The organism is Streptomyces sp. NPDC003034, assembly GCF_053591375.1.
In genome coordinates this window covers 62,214-79,837 of sequence record NZ_JBSFTS010000006.1, presented here as the reverse complement: position 1 = coordinate 79,837, position 17,624 = coordinate 62,214, and the positions used below count along the sequence as shown (strand labels likewise).

16 protein-coding genes are annotated in these 17,624 nt (G+C 71.6%); 8 read left to right on the top strand and 8 right to left on the bottom strand.

The genetic code is table 11. From position 1 onward, the window contains the following. Nucleotides 1-69 precede the first annotated feature (69 nt). The 3 genes from galK to ACWDX7_RS09540 are packed head-to-tail and all read right to left on the bottom strand — an operon-like array spanning nt 70 to nt 4,129. On the bottom strand, nt 70-1,227 hold the full coding sequence (galK, locus tag ACWDX7_RS09550; protein WP_451490838.1) for a galactokinase: 1,158 nt from the start codon (nt 1,225-1,227) through the stop codon (nt 70-72). After that, nucleotides 1,224-2,306 (bottom strand): galactose-1-phosphate uridylyltransferase, encoded by a 1,083-nt coding sequence (gene galT / locus ACWDX7_RS09545; protein ID WP_451490839.1) that lies wholly within the window; start codon nt 2,304-2,306, stop codon nt 1,224-1,226. The genes galK and galT overlap by 4 nt, the downstream gene beginning before the upstream one ends. Nucleotides 2,307-2,320: 14 nt before the next feature. Next, nucleotides 2,321-4,129: a glycoside hydrolase family 35 protein gene (locus tag ACWDX7_RS09540; protein WP_451490840.1), complete on the bottom strand. Its 1,809-nt coding sequence runs from the start codon at nt 4,127-4,129 to the stop codon at nt 2,321-2,323. Nucleotides 4,130-4,369: 240 nt separating this feature from the next. On the opposite strand from ACWDX7_RS09540, the gene ACWDX7_RS09535 reads away from it, so the two are divergent. After that, on the top strand, nt 4,370-5,515 hold the full coding sequence (locus ACWDX7_RS09535) for a substrate-binding domain-containing protein (protein WP_451490841.1): 1,146 nt from the start codon (nt 4,370-4,372) through the stop codon (nt 5,513-5,515). 915 nt (nt 5,516-6,430) lie between these two features. On the opposite strand, the gene ACWDX7_RS09530 is transcribed toward ACWDX7_RS09535, so the two are convergent. Further along, nucleotides 6,431-7,258: a sugar phosphate isomerase/epimerase family protein gene (locus ACWDX7_RS09530; protein ID WP_451490842.1), complete on the bottom strand. Its 828-nt coding sequence runs from the start codon at nt 7,256-7,258 to the stop codon at nt 6,431-6,433. Further along, complete coding sequence (locus ACWDX7_RS09525; RefSeq protein WP_451490913.1) at nt 7,255-8,331, bottom strand: LacI family DNA-binding transcriptional regulator; 1,077 nt, start codon at nt 8,329-8,331, stop codon at nt 7,255-7,257. Before ACWDX7_RS09525 ends, ACWDX7_RS09530 begins: the two co-directional genes overlap by 4 nt. Before the next feature lie 215 nt (nt 8,332-8,546). Between ACWDX7_RS09525 and ACWDX7_RS09520 the strand changes: the two genes are divergently transcribed. The 5 genes from ACWDX7_RS09520 to ACWDX7_RS09500 all read left to right on the top strand — a co-directional run bounded on the left by ACWDX7_RS09520 (nt 8,547) and on the right by ACWDX7_RS09500 (nt 14,701). Then, nucleotides 8,547-9,671, top strand: coding sequence for a Gfo/Idh/MocA family protein (locus ACWDX7_RS09520; protein ID WP_451490914.1), 1,125 nt, complete (start codon nt 8,547-8,549; stop codon nt 9,669-9,671). Then, entirely contained in the window at nt 9,668-10,825 is a 1,158-nt protein-coding gene (locus ACWDX7_RS09515; RefSeq protein WP_451490843.1) for a dihydrodipicolinate synthase family protein, read from the top strand. Before ACWDX7_RS09520 ends, ACWDX7_RS09515 begins: the two co-directional genes overlap by 4 nt. Next, complete coding sequence (locus ACWDX7_RS09510) at nt 10,822-11,655, top strand: sugar phosphate isomerase/epimerase family protein (RefSeq protein ID WP_451490844.1); 834 nt, start codon at nt 10,822-10,824, stop codon at nt 11,653-11,655. Before ACWDX7_RS09515 ends, ACWDX7_RS09510 begins: the two co-directional genes overlap by 4 nt. 73 nt (nt 11,656-11,728) lie before the next feature. Next, on the top strand, nt 11,729-14,122 hold the full coding sequence (locus ACWDX7_RS09505; protein WP_451490845.1) for a polysaccharide lyase 8 family protein: 2,394 nt from the start codon (nt 11,729-11,731) through the stop codon (nt 14,120-14,122). 180 nt (nt 14,123-14,302) lie between these two features. Next, complete coding sequence (locus ACWDX7_RS09500; protein WP_451490846.1) at nt 14,303-14,701, top strand: VOC family protein; 399 nt, start codon at nt 14,303-14,305, stop codon at nt 14,699-14,701. Nucleotides 14,702-14,889: 188 nt separating this feature from the next. Here the strand turns inward: ACWDX7_RS09500 and ACWDX7_RS09495 are convergent, their stop codons facing one another. Beyond that, nucleotides 14,890-15,471: a TetR family transcriptional regulator gene (locus ACWDX7_RS09495; protein ID WP_451490847.1), complete on the bottom strand. Its 582-nt coding sequence runs from the start codon at nt 15,469-15,471 to the stop codon at nt 14,890-14,892. 130 nt (nt 15,472-15,601) lie between these two features. Between ACWDX7_RS09495 and ACWDX7_RS09490 the strand changes: the two genes are divergently transcribed. Together ACWDX7_RS09490 and ACWDX7_RS09485 are read left to right on the top strand one after the other, a co-directional pair. After that, on the top strand, nt 15,602-15,868 hold the full coding sequence (locus tag ACWDX7_RS09490) for a hypothetical protein (protein WP_451490848.1): 267 nt from the start codon (nt 15,602-15,604) through the stop codon (nt 15,866-15,868). A 124-nt stretch (nt 15,869-15,992) separates the two neighbouring features. Then, a complete protein-coding gene (locus tag ACWDX7_RS09485) occupies nt 15,993-16,553 on the top strand; it encodes a DinB family protein (RefSeq protein WP_451490849.1) in 561 nt (186 codons plus the stop codon). 28 nt (nt 16,554-16,581) lie between these two features. Here the strand turns inward: ACWDX7_RS09485 and ACWDX7_RS09480 are convergent, their stop codons facing one another. After that, nucleotides 16,582-16,962, bottom strand: coding sequence for a hypothetical protein (locus ACWDX7_RS09480; protein ID WP_451490850.1), 381 nt, complete (start codon nt 16,960-16,962; stop codon nt 16,582-16,584). Next, on the bottom strand, nt 16,959-17,546 hold the full coding sequence (locus ACWDX7_RS09475) for a TetR/AcrR family transcriptional regulator (protein ID WP_451490851.1): 588 nt from the start codon (nt 17,544-17,546) through the stop codon (nt 16,959-16,961). The genes ACWDX7_RS09480 and ACWDX7_RS09475 overlap by 4 nt, the downstream gene beginning before the upstream one ends. Nucleotides 17,547-17,624 lie beyond the last annotated feature (78 nt).

Genomic DNA, 17,624 nt, shown 5'->3' with positions numbered 1-17,624 from the left:
TGCGTCGCTGAGCCGCGGACGCCTGAGTGCCGCCCCGCCGCCCGGTCCGGAGTGACGCGGCCCGGCGGCTCAGGCGATGCGCTCCGCGCCCGCGGCCGGCGCCGCCGCCGTGATGCGGGGCGGCGTGAAGCCCGCCGTGCGGAAGGCCTCCGTCACCGCCCGCGCCACCGCCGTCTCGGCGTCCGCGTCGATCAGGGCCAGCGCCGAGCCACCGAAGCCGCCGCCCGTCATCCGGGCCCCGTACGCGCCCGCCGCAGAAGCCGTGTCCGCCGCCAAGTCGAGCTCCGGGCACGAGACCTCGTAGTCGTCGCGCAGCGAGGCATGCCCCTCGGTGAGCAGCTGGCCCGTCTCCCGCAGCCGCCCCGCGCGCAGCAACTCCTCCATCCGCTCGACGCGTTGGTTCTCACTGACGACGTGCCGCACCCGCTTGCGCACCACCGGGTCGTGCAGGCGGGCCAGCTCCCGCTCCAGCCCCTCGTACGCCAGGTCGCGCAGCGCCGGTACGCCCAGCGCCGCGGCCGCCTCGTGGCACGAGGCCCGGCGCTCGGCGTACGCCCCGTCGGCGAGGTCGTGTTGGACCCGGGTGTCGATGACGAGGAGGCGCAGGCCCGCCGCCGCGCAGTCGAAGGGGATGTGCCGCTGTTCGAGCGTGCGCGTGTCCAGGTGGAGGGCCTGCCCCTCGGTGGCGCACGCGGAGGCCATCTGGTCCATCACCCCGCAGGGGACGCCGACGTACGCGTTCTCCGCGCGCCGGGCCAGCGCGGCCAGTTCGGGCCGCGTCAGCCGCAGCCCGCACAGCTCGCTGAGGGCCAGCGCGGTGGCCACCTCCAGCGCCGCGGAGGAGGACAGGCCGGCCCCGGCGGGCACCTCGGAGCGTACGTGCAGATCGACGCCCTCGACCGGAAGACCGGCGTCCAGGAAGGCCCACACCACACCCGCCGGGTACGCGGCCCAGCGGGCGGCGCCCTGCGGGAGCCGCTCGGGATCCAGTCCGGCCAGGTCGAGGGTCACCACACCGGAGGAGATGTCGGCGGAGTGGAACCGGAGGGCGCCGTCGGTGCGGCGGGCGGCGGCGACCTCGGTGCGCTGCGCGAGGGCGAAGGGGAGGACGAAGCCGTCGTTGTAGTCGGTGTGCTCGCCGATCAGGTTGACCCGGCCGGGGGCCGCCCAGACCCCCTCGGGCGGGTACCCGTACAGCTCCTGGAACTCCCGCGCGGTGCGGCTCACCGGCTTGCCACCTCCCGCAGGCGCGCGGCCGCGTCCTCCGGCCGGACGTCGTTCATGTAGGCCTCCATCCCGGATTCGGTACCGGCGAGGTATTTCAGCTTGTCCGCGCTGCGGCGGACGGTGAACAGCTCCAGGTGGAGCGCGAAGTCGGCGCGGCCCTCGCCGGTGGGTGCCTGGTGCCAGGCGGAGATGTAAGGGGTCGGATCGGGCCGGTCGAAGAGCCGGTCGAAGCGGCGCAGCAGTTCCAGATACACCCCGGGGAACTCGGCTCGGGCCGCCTCCCCCAGGGCGGGCAGGTCGGGGACCCGTCGGTGCGGGTAGAGGTGGACCTCGTACGGCCAGCGCGCCGCGTAGGGGACGAAGGCGGTCCAGTGCTCCGCGGCGAGGACGACGCGGCTGCGGGCGGCGGGGGCGGCGCGCTCGGCGGCGAGGACCTCCTCGAAGAGGTTGCCGCCGGTGCGCGTGCGGTGGGCCGCGACGGTGGCCAGCATGCGGGTGGTGCGCGGGGTGATGAAGGGAAAGGCGTAGATCTGCCCGTGCGGGTGCCCGAGGGTGACGCCGATCTCGGCGCCCCGGTTCTCGAAGCAGTAGACCTGCTCGACGCCCTTGCGGGCGGACAGTTCGGCGGTGCGGTCGGTCCAGGCGGCCAGGACGAGCGCGGCGCGTTCCTCGTCGAGGTCGGCGAAGGAGGTCAGGTGGTCGGGGGTGAAGCAGATGACCTCGCAGCGTCCGGTGTCGCCGGCGAGGGAGGGGAAGCGGTTCTCGAAGACGGCCACTTCGTAGTCGGGGGCGGGGATCTCGCTCGCGCGGCCTTCGGTGGAGGGGCACAGCGGGCAGGCGTCGGCGGGCGGTAGGTGGGTGCGGTCCTGGCGGTGCGAGGCGATGACGACGGGATCGCCGAGCATGGGGTCGCGGCGCACTTCGGAGACGGTGGCGGACGCGTCGAGCGTGCGGGTGTCGGGGACGGCGCGTTCCGTACTGCTCTCCGTACCGGCCGTCGCCTGCGGGCCGTCGGTGTGGTCCGCGTCGTAGTAGAGGATTTCGCGGCCGTCGGCGAGACGGGCACTCGTTCGCTTCATGTGAGGAGCTTCTCTCACTGGAGGGTGACGACCGTGGGGCGGCCGAGGTCGGGCTGGTCGCGCAGCGGCAAGCCGGTGCCGGGACGCTCCAGTTCGAGAACGATGATCTCGTTCTGGCCGGTGCGCCACAGCGGCCCGGGGGCGTAGAGGGTGCGCTGCGGGCCGCGCGGAGTGTCGTAGTGGCCGAGGAGGAAACCGTTCAGCCAGATGAGGCCGGTCCCCCAGCCCGACACGTCGAGGAAGGCGTCGGCCGGCTCGTGCGGGAGGGCGTGGGTGAAGCGGTGGAATGCAGGGTGGCCGTCCACCGGCGCGGCGCCGGGCCGCGTCGACGCCGACCAGTCGAGGCCGGTCAGGTCGGTGAGCGGCAGCGGGCGGATCTCCCACTCGAAGAGTTGCTGGTGGCCGTGGCGTACGCCGCGCCAGATGCCCTTGCGGTCATCGAGCAGCGGCCCGTAGTTGACGCGGCCCTGGGCGCGCACGAGTACGTCGAGGACCACGCCGGCCGCGCCGACGGCGAGGTCGAGTCCTTCGTCGGGCCTGTTCCGGTCGAGGATGCCGAGCGGCTCGCCGTCAGCGAAGACGTACGCACGGTCGCCGAGTCCGTCGATCCTGACGGGCATGGCGGGGCGGGGGCCGGTGATGGTGGTGCGGTAGTGGATCAGGCCGTGGCTCTGGCCGAGCCGTTCCATGGATTCGGGTGCGGGACGCAGGAGTGCGGGGCCGCCGAGGACGCCTGTGGCCAGGGCGGCGAGCAGCGAAACCGTTCCCGCCGGGGTGGCGCGGGCCGGGGTGATGCGGGGCGGCGGTTCGGGCAGCGGCTCGTCGGGCAGGCGCACGTACTTGCCGATGACCCGGCGGAAGGCGTGGAACTTGGGCGTGAGTTCTCCGGCCTCACCGATGGGCGCGTCGTAGTCGTAACTGGTGACGGCGGGCTGGTAGCCGGGCTCGCCGGGGCGGGCACCGGTGTGGTTGGCGCCGGCCCAGAAGCCGAAGTTGGTGCCGCCGTGCGCCATGTAGAGGTTGACGGAGGCGCCGGTGGCGAGGAGTTCGTCCAGCGCGTCGGCCACTTCGTCGGCGGCGCGCACGTGGTGGTCCTCGCCCCAGTGGTCGAACCAGCCGATCCAGAACTCCATCGCGGCCAGCGGGCCGGTCTTCTGGTAGCGGCGCAGGACGTCGAGGCGTTCGGTGGGGCGGGCACCGAAGGTGGCGGTGGCGAGGCGGCCGGGGATCATGCCGCCCTGGAGCATGGCGTCCTCGGGGCCGTCGGCGGTGAACAGCAGGCAGTCCACGCCGCGTTCGACCAGGGCCCGCTCCACATGGGCGCGGTAGCTTGCGTCATCGCCGTACGAGCCGTATTCGTTCTCGATCTGCACGGCGACCACCGGGCCGCCACGGCTGGCGAGGAGCGGCAGCAGCTCCGGGACGACGAGGTCGAACCAGCCGTCCACCTCGGCCTCGAAGCGGGGGTCCGAGCAGCGCAGGTACAGGCCGTCGACGGCGAGGAGGCGGGCGGGCAGTCCGCCGAGGTCCCACTCGGCGCAGATGTACGGGCCCGGGCGGACGATGGCGTCGAGGCCCAGGCCCTGGGCGATGCGCAGGAAACGCCCGAGGTCGCGCCAGCCGGTGAAGTCGGCCTGGCCGGGGGCGGTCTCGTGGAAGTTCCAGGGGACGTACGTGTCGACCGTGTTCGCACCGAGGGCGCGCAGCCGCTTCAGGCGGTCCTCCCACAGGTCCGGGTGGACCCGGAAGTAGTGCAGGGCGCCCGAGACGATGCGGTGGGGGCGCTCCGCGCGCCGGAATCCGTCCTGGTCGTGCGTGAGCATGCGCTGACTCCCGAGAGAGGTCGAGATGCCGTGACGTGCGGGACCCCGCCGAATATATGAACGGCTGGACCACACCGTCAATGACCAGGTGATCAGAATCGATCGAATCGATCGGTTCCATTGCCTATGATGGCGCTGATGGCGCTGACGGCGCGGGACACCGGCCGCGGAGGTGCCGACCGTGGCGAGGCCGTGGCAGGGGCCGTAGGCCGTAGGCCGTGGGAAGAGCAGGGGGAGACTGTGAGACCACACGTAGACCAGCGCCAGGCACAGGTGCTCGCGCTCGTCCGGGCCCGGGGCAGCGTGCGTGTGGCGGAGCTGGCCGAGGAGCTCGGCGTCTCACCCGTCACCTTGCGGCGGGACATCGAGGCGATGGCGGCGCGGGGCGAGATCCAGCGGATGCACGGCGTGATCAGCCGCGTGGAGTCCGGCCGGAGACCTGGGGGCGGCGACGGGCCGGCTGCCGGCCGTGCGGCCGGGCCGTCGTGGTCCGCCTCTGGCGCGGCGGGTACGGCCGGCGACGGCGAGGGGCTGGTGGTCGGGATGGTGGTGCCCACGACCGACTACTACTACGCCGATGTCGTACGCGGAGCGCGCGAGGCGGTCGAAGCGCGGGGGGCGCGGCTGACCGTAGGGCTGACGCGGTACCTGCCGGGCGAGGACCGGACGCAGGCGGACCGGTTGCTGTCCACCGGCGCGCACGGGCTGCTGCTGACACCGAACTGGGAGGCCGGGTCACCCGGTCCCGGCGAGGGTCAATGGACGGCGGAACTGCCGGTGCCGACGGTGCTGGTGGAGCGGTGGGTGCCACCGGGGCATCCGGCGGCGGCGCTGGACCGGGTCGCCTCCGACCATGCGCACGGCGCGGCGCGGGCGGTGCAGCACCTCGCGGGGCTCGGCCACCGGCGGATCGCTCTGGCCAGCCGGACCACCCCGACCTCGGCACGACTGCGGGCCGGGTACGAGGCGGCCGTGGCCGCGCTCGGGCTGGAACCCGCGCCGCCGTGGCCGCCGGCCGGCCCGGGCCCGCTCTCGGACGCCGAACTGTTCGCCCGGACGCTGGACTACCTGTGCGAGGCGGTGACGGCTGGCGGTGTGACCGCCGCGCTGATCCACAGTGACACCGACGCGATCATGCTGATCCCGCGCCTTCAGGCTCGCGGGGTGCGGGTGCACGAGGACCTGACCGTGATCACCTACGACGACGAGGTGGCCGGCATGGCCGACGTACCGCTGTCGTCGGTGGCCCCGGCCAAATACGAGGTGGGCGCCCGGGCAGCCGGACTCCTGCTGGACCGCCTGACACCCCGGGACCCGAGCGGCACGACGGAGGACGGACCGCGCCAGCATCTGGAACTGCTCCCTCGCCTGACGATCCGCCCATGAGCGCCGGGGCGAAGCCCCGAACTGACTGTTTCGATCAATTACCCATTCCCGCCTGTCAAGACGGCCGCCATCGGCCGTCCCAACCAAGGCGCGCCCGGCGGCCAAGAATCCCACGCGCAGACAAAGGCACCCGCGCCAGGCCACAGGCACGCCGGGCGGAACACGCACCCCAGCCCAGAGGCAGCCCCACCCCGCGGACCGCGAAGCCCGGACGAAGACAAAGGTCCGTGGGTGGAGCAACCCACCCCCGCCAGACACAGGCCCCCGGACGGAGCAGCCAGCCCAGCCCAGAGGCGGGCGCACCCGACGGGCCAAGCCCGGACGAAGACAAGGGTCCGTCGGGCGGAGCATGCCACCCACCAAGACACCGGCCGCCCGGACGAACCGCGCGCCCCGGCGCGGGCATACCCCGGCGGCCAATAAATCGAGGCGCAGACAAAGGCCGGCTGAGCAGGACAGGGTATCCCCTCCAGAACACATGCGCGGCGGGGAACCGGCAGCCCTGCCCAGAAGCAGGCGCACCGGCGTGCCCACAAGCCCGGCCGAAGGCAAAGATCCGCCGGGCAGCACCAGGCACCCCGCCAAGACACCGACGCACCCGGTGAAGGGAGGCACCCCGGCGGAGACGAAGACACACTCAACCGCAGAAGACGCCCCACCAACACGCAGGCGCACCCGGTGGGGAAGACACCCGGGCGAAGACGAAAGGCACCCGGCGGCGGAACATTCCCCGGCGGGACGGAGAAATACCGGGCGGATCAGAACCCCGGCAAGACACACCCGCACCCGGCGGGGCAAGGCGGGACACCCCACGGTCGCGTGCGCCGGCGACCGGGGCGGGTGTCGCCCGCTGGACCGGCGCGCAGGGCCCGGATCTCCGCTGCGCCCTCTGCCCTGCCTCGGCCCGGCGGCGGCCTACCCGGTCTCGACCGCCTCCTCCGCCTCCTCCGCCCGCGCCGCCTCCCGTACCAGCCGGGCCAGAAACTCACGGCCGTGCGTGAGTTGCTCCGGCAGCTCGGCGGCTGCGGGGTGCCAGCGCTTCTCGTACTCCCAGCACAGCCAGCCGTCCCTCGGCGCGACGGCCACCACATCGGCGAGCGGCAACACGCCCGAGCCCAGCCCGAGCGGGGTGAGCTCCTGCGCCGACGCCACGTCCTTGACCTGTGCGTAGCCGAGGTGCGCGGCGAGAACTCGCCGTGACTCGGCAGGCTGCTCGCCCCCCAACCAGGTGTGCAGTACGTCCCACAACGCGCCGACGGCGGGATGCCCGACCCGGTCCAGCACCCGCGCGACCGCGGCCCCGGTGCGGTGCGAGTCGTGCGTCTCCAGCAGGATCCGCACACCGTGCCGCTCGGCGAACGGCGCCGAGGCCGCCAGTCTGCGGACGGCGAGGGCGTCGGCGGCCGCCCCGGCCAGGTCCTGCCCGCCGCCGGGAAAGACCCGGACGTAGGGGGCTGCGAGATCCGCGGCGAGACCGATGAGGTCGTGCAGTTGGCCGCGGACGGGCTCGTCCGCGCCGGGCGCCGCCACCCGTGCGTATCCGGCGACCCCGAGGACGGCGACACCGGCGGCCGTCAGCGTCCGCAGACCGGCGGCCCGCACGGCGGCCGAGCTGTCTGGATGCAGCGGCTCCTCAGGGTGGGCGCGCACTTCCAGCCCGTCGAAGCCGTGCTCAGCCGCGAGGCCGGCGCTGCGGTCAAGCGGCGTGCCGGGCAGCCCGAGCGTGGAGAAGGCGTATTTCACGGTGGGCCGCCTTCCCTCGGGGGCGGCGCGGTGGAGCCGCGCACCATCAACTCGGTGGGCAGGGTGGTGATACCGCCCGGCGGTGGCGGACGGCGGCCGGTGACCAGGTGTGCGGCCAGCGCTCCGGCCTCGCGCAGCGGTACCCGGACGGTGGTGAGGGCGGGGGCGGTGTCCACGCAGAAGGGCAGGTCGTCGAAGCCGGCTATCGAGACGTCCTCGGGGATCCTGATGCCGGCTTCCCGCAGGGCGGCCGCGACACCGGTGGCGACGGTGTCGTTGGCCGCGGCCACGGCGGTGAAGGGCCTCGCACGTCGCAGCAGTTCCCGGGTGGCGTCGTATCCGGCGGCGCGCTCGAAGCCGGCGTGCACGGTGAGGGCGGCGCAGTCCTCGGCTACGGCGGGGTCGTGCTGGAGCAGCGCTGCCTGGTGGCCGGCGAGTCGCTCCCGGGTGGTGCTCAGTCCCGCTGGGCCCGCGACGTAGGCGATGCGCCGGTGGCCGAGAGTCAGGAGGTGCTCGGCGAGACGGAAGGCTCCGCCGTGGTCGTCGAACAGCACCGTGGTGACGGGGAGACCTGCCGGTACGGGCAGTGGCGGTCTCCCGCACAGGACCACCGGCGCGCCGGTCCCCGCTATCCGCGCGATCCGGGCGGCTAGCGCGGTGGTGTGCTCGGGCTCCTCGACGGCCCCGCCGGTGAGGACGACACCGCCGGCGCGCTGGCCTTCCAGCAGGGTGAGGTAGGCCAGTTCCGCCGCGGGCGCGCCTTCGGTGTTGCAGACGACGGCGAGCCGACGGGCGTCCGCCCGGCCCGCAGGCGCTAGGGCGCCCTGGAGGGAGCCGGCGAGGATGCCGAAGAAGCTGTCCGCGACATCGTGGACCAGGACGCCTACGAGGTCGGAGGTGGCGGCGGCGAGCGCGCGGGCGGGCCCGTTGGCGATGTAACCGAGCTCCTCGACTGCGTGCTCCACTCGGGTCCGGGTGCCCCCGGCCACCGGATAGCCGCCGTTCAGTACGCGCGAGACCGTGGCGGGCGATACGCCCGCGTGCGCCGCTACCTCGGCGAGGGTCACCGCCATCTTGCACACCTCCCTTGGATTCCAAGTCATCGTGTCATTCGTTCCGGTCGCCTCCATACTGCCCCAGAAAGAAAGCGCTTTCCATCACCCGTAAGAGTGTTGCCGAAGCCGGATGAGCAGGCCTAGTCTGAAGGCAGTGAAAGCGCTTTCTATCGCGCTTCGACACTCGACCGGAGGAGGGGGACACCGTGGAGCGCAGGACGATCAAGATCGCCATGAACGGCGTGACCGGGCGGATGGGGTACCGGCAGCACCTGGTCCGGTCCCTGCTGGCCTTGCGCCAGCAGGGCGGCCTGGAGCTCGGCGACGGCACGGTGCTCTGGCCCGAGCCGGTCCTCGTCGGACGCCGGGGGTCGGCCCTGCGGGCCATCGCCGAGCAGCACGATCTGGAGCACGTCAGCACGGACCTGGCGTCCGTGCTCGCCGATCCGGAAGTCGAGATCTACTTCGACGCGCAGGTCACGGGTGCCAGGGAGATGGCGGTGCGGCAGGCGATAGCGGCGGGCAAGCACGTGTACTGCGAGAAGCCGACCGCCCTCACCTTCGAGTCCTCGCTTGAGCTCGCCCGGCTGGCCTCGGCTGCCGGCGTCAAGCACGGAGTCGTCCAGGACAAGCTGTTCCTGCCGGGACTGCTGAAACTCAAGCGGCTGATCGAGGGCCGGTTCTTCGGCGAGATCCTGTCGGTGCGGGGGGAGTTCGGGTACTGGGTCTTCGAGGGTGACTGGCAACCCTCCCAGCGGCCCTCGTGGAACTACCGGGCGCAGGACGGCGGCGGCATCGTCACGGACATGTTTCCGCACTGGGAGTACCTGCTGCACGAGCTCTTCGGCCCGGTGCGCACCGTGCAGGCCCTTGCCCGTACCCACATAGGCCGCCGGTGGGACGAGGAGGGCAAGCCGTACGAGGCGACCGCCGACGACGCCGCGTATGGAACCTTCGAGTTGGAGGGCGGCGTCGTCGCTCAGATCAACTCCTCCTGGGCGGTGCGGGTCCACCGCGACGAGCTCGTGGAGTTCCAGGTGGACGGTACGCGGGGCTCGGCGGTCGCCGGACTGCTCGGCTGCCGCATCCAACACCGCGCGGCGACACCCAAGCCGGTGTGGAATCCCGACCTGCCGCCGACCGATGCTTTCCGCTCGCAGTGGCAGCAGGTTCCGGACAACGAACCGGCCGACAACGGCTTCAAGGCACAGTGGGAGCTCTTCCTGCGCCACGTCGTGCTCGACGAGCCCTGGCAGTGGGACCTGTTGGCCGGGGCGCGGGGGGTTCAGCTCGCGGAGCTCGGGATACGCTCCTCGGCCGAGGGCCGACGGCTTCCGGTGCCGGAGGTGGTCCTGTGAGCATCCGGCTCCCCGGTGCGGACGGCGGCTACCGCCTGCACCGCCCGAATCCCGCCCCGTTCACGCCGCCGGCCCGCGCTCCGGCCCTCACCCGTAGGTTCTATGCCGCCGCGCACGTCGTCGCCCACCCGCTGGCCGCATCAGCCGAATCGCGTCCGGTGCTCGACTGGGAATCGACGCTGGCCTTCCGGCGCCGCTTGTGGGAGCAAGGCCTCGGTGTCGCCGAGGCCATGGATACCGCACAGCGCGGGATGGGCCTCGACTGGCCGACGGCGGCGGAACTGATCCGCCGCTCCGCGGCCGAGGCCCGGGCGGTCGGCGGCCGGATCGTCTGCGGTGCGGGTACCGACCAGCTCACCCGGGGCAGAACGCATTCCCTTGCCGCGATCACCGCCGCGTATGAGGAGCAGCTCGCGCACACCGAAGCCTGCGGGGCGCAGGCCGTATTGATGGCCTCACGGGCCCTGGCCGAAGCGGCGCGCGGCCCGGAGGACTACCTGGAGGTGTACTCAGGGCTGCTCCGGCAGAGCGCGCGGCCGGTCGTACTGCACTGGCTGGGGCCGATGTTCGACCCGGAACTGGGAGGGTACTGGGGCCATGACGACCTCGACGCCGCCACGGAAGTCTTCTTGAAGGTCATCGCCCAGTACCCGCGGAAGGTGGACGGGGTCAAGGTCTCGCTGCTCGACGCGGAGCGCGAGGTGGACATCCGGCGGAGACTGCCGCCGGGCGTGCGCTGTTACACGGGCGACGACTACCACTACCCGGAACTGATCGCTGGGGACGGTGAGCGGGCCAGCGACGCACTGCTGGGGATCTTCGACCCGATCGCCCCCGTCGCGGCCCGTGCGGCGCTCGCGCTCGATCGGGAGGATCCGGCGGCCTTCCGGGAACTGCTGGATCCGACGGTGCCCCTGTCCAAACACCTCTTCGCGCAGCCGACGCGGTTCTACAAGACGGGGGTGGTCCTGCTGGCTTGGCTGGCCGGGTACCAGGAGCACTTCACGATGGTGGGCGGCATGCATTCGGCCCGCTCCCTGCCCCATCTGGCCACCGCGTACGAGTTGGCGGACCGGCTCGGCCTGTTCCCGGATCCGGAGCTCGCGGAGGAGCGGATGCGTCGGCTGCTCACGGTGCACGGGGTGGCGCCGTGACTGGTGCTCCGGCCCGGCTGAGCCTCAACCAGGAAACCATCCGGCAGTGGTCGCTGCCCGAGCTCGTCGCCGGATGCACAGCGGCCGGAGTGGGCGCCGTCGGGTTGTGGCGTGACCCGGTCCGGACGTTCGGCCGGCGGGAGACGGCGAAGCTGGTGGCGGAGGCCGGGTTGCGCGTCAGCTCGCTCTGCCGCGGAGGTTTCTTCACAGTTGCCGACCCGGCAGGGCGGGCGGCGGCGCTCGATGACAACCGCCGGGCCGTGGAGGAGGCGGCTGAACTGGGCGCCGACACGCTGGTCCTGGTCTCAGGGGGACTGCCTTCGGGCGAGCGGGACCTCGTGGGCGCGCGCGGGCGGATCGCCGGGATTCTGGGCGAGCTCGCTCCATGGGCCGCCTCACACGGGGTACGGCTCGGGATCGAGCCACTGCATCCGATGTACGCCTCGGACCGTTGTGTGGTCTCCACCCTCGGCCAGGCCCTGGACTTGGCCGAGCAGTTCCCGGCGGAGCAGGTGGGAGTGGTCGCCGACTCCTACCACCTGTGGTGGGACGAGCGGCTTCCCGCCGACCTGCACCGGGCCGGTGAGGGCGGGCGCATCGTCGCCGTCCAAGTGGCCGACTGGGTGACCCCCCTCCCCGAAGGCGTGCTGCTCGGCCGGGGACAGCTGGGCGACGGATCCATCGACCTGCGGGCCTTTCGGGAGCTGGCGGACGCGGCCGGCTACCGGGGCCCGGTGGAAGTGGAGATCTTTCAGCCGGGGCTGTGGGCCCGGGACGGCTCAGAGGTACTGCGGGAGGTGATCGAGCGCTACCGCGCGCACGTCCAGTAGGGACGTGGAGTCGGTCGAGTGCGGGGAACGGCAGGGCAACGGGAGCGGGTACGCATCAGACGAGGGAGAAGCGATGACAGACCTGTGGAGTCGGCGCGCGTTCCTTTCCGCGGCGGGCGGAGGTGCGTTCCTGCTCGGCGCGTCCGCCCCGGGGGCGTTCGAGGGAACCGTGCAGGATACCCACGACGTCATGCGAGCGGTGTGGCGGGGACTCCTCCTGGGCGGTGAGTTCCCCGCCGACGCGGAGCCCTTCCGCTCCCGGCTCGCCGATCTCGGCGCGCTGGCGGAGGAGTGGCGGTCGGCCATGGCTGCGGAGGCCGGTTCGCTCTGGCCCGGCATGGGGTTCACCACGGACCCCGACAAGATGATGCAGAGCTACTTCCGGCTGCGCACCATGGCCGAGGCCTATGTCAGGCCCGGGACGGGGGTCACCGGAGACAGCGGGCTGCGTTCGGCGCTGCTGACCGGGCTGGACCATCTGCACGCGCAGGTCTATCACTCCGGTCGGACGCGGTACGGCAACTGGTACTGCTGGCAGATCGGTGCTCCGCAGGCACTGCTGGATACCTGCGTGCTGCTGTACGGGGAGTTGTCGCCCGCGCAGGTCGCAGACTTCTGCGCGGCCGTCGACCATTTCGTGCCGGATTCGACGGTCGGCTCGTACACCGGTACCAGCACGGGCGCGAACCGGGTGGACCTGTGCCGGGTCCTGGCCGTGCGGGGCGTGGTCGGCCGCAATTCCGCGAAGGTGTCCCTGGCCCGGGACGCGCTGTCGCCGGTGTTCCCGTACGTCACTTCGGGGGACGGTCTCTACCGGGACGGGTCCTTCATCCAGCACACCTGGATCCCGTACACCGGCTCGTACGGGGCGGTGCTCCTCGGTGGCCTGGGCATGCTGTTCAGGCTGTTGAAGGGAACACCGTGGGAGGTCACCGACCCCAACGCCCAGATCGTCTTCGACGCCGTCGAGAAGGCCTGGGCGCCGTTCCTCTTCAACGGGTTGATCATGGACGGGGTCTCGGGACGGGCGGTCAGCCGGGGCCTGACTGCCGCGGATCCCCGGCAGGTGCAGCAGGACGACCACGTCCGGGGGCACGCGGTGCTCGCCGGGATCCTGCTGCTCGCGGAAGGGGCGAGCAGCATCGAGCGGGCGCGCTGGAGGGGGCTGGTGAAGGGGTGGATGGAACGGGACTACTACAGCCGCCCCCTCGCGGACCGGGCGCTCGCCCTGTCCGCGCTCGCCCGACTGGCCGAGGTGGAGGCGGACGCCTCGGTGGCGGCGATCCCCGAACCGGTCGGGCACCGGCTGTTCGCTTCCATGGACCGTGCGACGCACCGGCGGCCCGCGTGGACGGCTTCGCTCTCCATGGCCTCGAAGCGGATAGCCCACTACGAGACGGGCAACGGCGAGAATCCGCGCGGCTGGCACACCAGGAGCGGCATGCTCTCCTGGTGGGGCTCTACCTACGGCAACGGCCAGTACGCGGACGCCTTCTGGCCCACGGTGGACCCTTACCGGCTGCCCGGCACGACCGTCTCGCGCACCGTGCTCGCCGACGGCGCCGGCGGTGACTGGGGCGCCTCGCGGCCGGATGCGGCGTGGGTGGGCGGCACGACCGACGGCGAGTTCGCCTCCGTGGGCCAGCACCTGCGGGGACTGGGCAGCTTCCTCACTGCCCGCAAGTCCTGGTTCTTCCTCGCTGACAGCGTCGTGTGCCTGGGCGCGGGGATCCGCTGCACGGACGGAGCCGTGGTCGAGTCCGTGGTGGACAACCGCAATCTGGGCGCGACCGGCACGCACCGCCTGACCGTCGCCGGGGTGGTACAGCCGCCCGCTCTCGGCTGGTCGGCGACGTTCGCCGCGCCGAGCTGGGCGCACGTGGCGGGCTTCGGCGGCTATGTGATGTCCGGTTCGGGATCGTTCAAGGCGTTGCGGGAGGCCCGTACCGGCCGATGGAGCGATATCAACCGAAACGGGTCGACGACGGAGCTGACCCGGCGCTACCTCACCCTCTGGTACGACCACGGCACGGATCCGGTCGGCGCCGGGTACCTCTGCCAGGTGCTTCCGGGGGCAACGCCCGCCCAGACCGCGGCGCGGGCCGCCGCCAAGGGCTGGCTGACGGTCCTGGCCAACACGGAGACGGCTCAGGGTCTGACCGTGGGCTCGCTCGGGTTCACGGGCGTCAACTTCTGGCAGGCCGGCACGGCCGGCCCGCTGGAGGTGAGCGCGCCCTGTTCGGTGACCGTGCGGGAGAGAAGCGACGGCACTGCCGCTGTCTGCGTATCCGACCCCATGCGGACCCTCACCGGGCTGACGCTGGTGTGGAACCGGCCGGTCGCGCAGGTGCTGTCCCACCCGCCGAGCCTGATCTCGTCGGCCGCCGGCAGCCGGCTGCGGCTCGGCTTCGGAGCTCTGACCGAAGCGGCGGGGGCAGTCCAGGAGGTGGTCGTACGGCTGCTGTGACTCCGCCCCCGGGTCAACGCCGAAGCGAGGTACGGGTTTACGCGATCGGGGCGTAGCAGCCGAAATGGGGTGGACTTGTCCCGGAAGGCGTGTTTAAGATCGCGATCACGGCATCGCGTGTCGTCACCGGCCGGGTGAGGCATGGAGGCGCCGTGACGTGCCTTTCGGAGGCATCCGCACATGTCAGTCAAACTGAACCACACGATCATCCACTGCCGTGACAACCGGGAATCCGCAGAATTCCTGGGGCACATCCTCGGCCTTGAGGTCGGAACCGAATGGGGCCCTTTCATCCCCGTCGTCACTGCCAACGGCGTCACCTTGGACTTCGCGACCATTCCGGCCGAGTCCATCACCGCGCAGCACTACGCCTTCCTCATCTCCGAGGAGGAGTTCGACACGGCGTTCGAGAAGATCCGGGCAGCGGGAATCGCGTACTTCGCCGATCCGCACCGGAGGCATCCGGGCGAGATCAACCACAACGACGGCGGCCGCGGCGTGTACTTCCCGGATCCCACCGGCCACTGGATGGAGATCATCACCCGCCCGTACGGATACCAGGAAGAGGCGGCCGAGTAACTCCGCCCCACCACAGCGTGTCTTTCGGATCTTCCCGAGCCCGACAAGATTCGAAAGACAGCCCCGAGAGGGTTCTCGGTGCCCCACGGTCGCGCGACGTCCGAGCGTGGCCGCGGCGCAGTCCACGGACCCTTCGCTTGCGCGCTTTCCGTACGGCCCCGTCTTCGCGTAGGCGCGCCAACGGTAGGTCAGGCCGTGAGGCGCCGTACCAGCCCGACCAGGGCGGAGCGCTCGGCGTCCGGGCCGGCCTCGACCGCGGCCGGCAGCAGCATCCGGGCCAGTTGCGGCATGGTGAACCAGACGGCGGTCAGCGAGACCACCGCGTGCAGCAGCTGCCCGGCGCTCAGTTCGCCGGTGAGGGCGCCGGTGCGTTGTGCGTGGGTGATGGCCGCGAGCTTCTGCGCGTAGTGGTCGGTGCGCTCGCACTGGGCGGCGACGCGGTCTGCGCACTGGAGGCCCTCCCAGGCCTGGAGGCGCATGAAGTGCGGGTGGGCGCGGTGGTAGTCGAAGACCCGGCCGGCGTAGTCGGCGAGGTCCACGGCTTGTTCCGGATCCAGGGGGACGGCCGCGGCGAGCTTCTCCAGCTCTGCTTCGAGCACGGCGACGAACAGCTTCTCCTTGCTGCCGAAGTACTGGTAGATCCGCTCCTTGTTCACACCCGCGCGCGTGGCGACCCGGGCGACCCTGGCCCCGTCCGGCCCGAACTCGGCGAACTCCTCCACCGCCGCGTCGAGCAGGAGTTGTTTGGTGCGTGCTGTGTCCCAGGCCATGGGGGCACTCTACTGCCGCGCCCACGGATCCAACCGTACGGTTGGACTTTGGATCACGCCCTGTGCCAGACTCCAACCATCTGGTTGGATATGAACTCCGACCGCGGCATATGAACCCAGGGGAACCGCCATGTCTTCCACCACGCCGTCCACGACCCCGCCGGCACCGACCGCTCCCACCGGGCCGTCGGTCCACCGCCGCGCCTTCATCACGTGGCTGGCCGTCTACCCGACCATTACCCTCGTCATCGCCCTGCTCGGACCGGCCATGGAGGATCTGCCGCTGGTCCTGCGCACCATGATCCTGACGGTGGTCGTCATTCCGATCGCCGCCTACGTACTGATCCCCGCCCTGATGAAGGCCAACGCCGCCCTCGGCTCTGCCGGCCGCCGGTGAGCAGGGGCATGACGACCTCTTATGTCCGCCTGCCGAAGTCGACGTGCCGGCATACGTCCGCGTGAACATCCCTGTGCGTCAATATGACTGGCGGGCTCGGGCCGTCACCGATCAATATGAACGCATGAGTGACCAGCCAGCACGATGGAGCCAGGCAACCGTCTACCCCGACATGTGGGCTGACCCGGACGACGACCCCCGCGACAGCAACGGAGCAAGTCCGGACGGCGAGCTGGCGACGCTGCAGGACTACCTGACGAACTACCGCACCACCCTGCGCATGAAGTGCGAGGGCCTGGATGCGGAGCAGCTGGCCCGGCGGTCGGTTCCGCCGTCGACCATGTCGCTGCTCGGGCTGCTTCGGCACCTCGTGGAGGTGGAACGGGACTGGCGCAACTGGATCAGCGACGGTGATCCGGTGCCGAAGCTGTACGGCGAGCGCGACGCGGACTTCAACGGAGCTGTCGCCGCCCGGGCCGAGGTCGACGCCGCGTACTCCGCGCTGGAGCGCGAGCAGGCCGCGACCGACGCCGCGCTGGCCGAGCACCCCGATCTGGGCGAGCGTCTCGGTAAGGACGGGATCGCGGTCCGGGAGCTGATGGTGCACAGGATCGAGGAGTACGCCCGTCATTGCGGCCACGCCGACCTGTTGCGCGAGTGCATCGACGGAAGAGTGGGCCAGTGACAACGGCCGGGGCGGCGAGCGGGAGTCGCTAGGCGGCGCCCGCCACCGTCAGCACCGCCACCGGCAAGAGCAGCATCCACTGCGGCAGCCGCAGCAATGGCTTTGGCCAGCCGACCGAGAGTGTGACGACGAGAAAAGCGACCGCGTAGGCGATGAAGTGTGCGGCCACGAACCACGCCACCGGGCCCGTGTTCGACGTACCGTCCGTCAGCGCGAGGTAGACGAGAGCGACCGCGGACAGCGTCAGGTCGACGCTCACCATGTGCCACACGGCATGAAGGACGCGCTTGGGTTCGTCTGCCAGTGCGCAGGAGAGCAGCGGGCGGACCACATCCCGGTGGCCGGCGATGACGTGTGTCGCGGCCACACCGGACGCGGTGATACCCGCTGCGAGGAGCCAGCCGTTCATCGGATCTCGATTCCCTTGGCTATCACGGCAGCCAGCCGGTCGGCCAGCTGCGGGTCGGGGTGCTCCCCGACCAGACCGACGTGGAAGAACACGGCTCCGGCCAGGGCGTCCAGGACCAGGTCCGCAGGCGTGCCGGCCGCCATCTCCCCGCGCAGCACGGCGCGTTCGAAGACGATCAGCAGTCGTTCTTTCGACGGGGCGAGGAAGTCGGCGCGGATGCGCCGCTTGAGCACCGGATCGGCGGCGAAGTCAGCGAGCAGTCCGGGGAGCGCCGCCACGGCGGCAGGCGCGCGGAACTCGTCGAGCAGGCCACGCAGCAATACGGTCAGGTCTCCGGCCAGCGTTCCCGTGTCCGGAACCGGAGCCTGGTCGGTGGTCGTGAACACGGCCTCGAAGACCAGCTCGGCCTTGCCCGGCCAACGCCGGTAGATCGTGTCCTTGCCTACGCCGGCACGGGCGGCCACCGCGCCGATCGACGTGGCGGCGTAGCCGACTTCGACCACGAGATCTGCGGCCGCCCGGACGATCGCCTCGTGCGAGCGGCGATCCCTGGGGCGCCCACGGGCAGGCGGAGAGGAACTCATAGCGTTACTTTACGGGTCGACCCGTTTGATAAACAACCCGCTCGACGCCGCGGTGTCGCCAACACGGCCGAAAGCCGC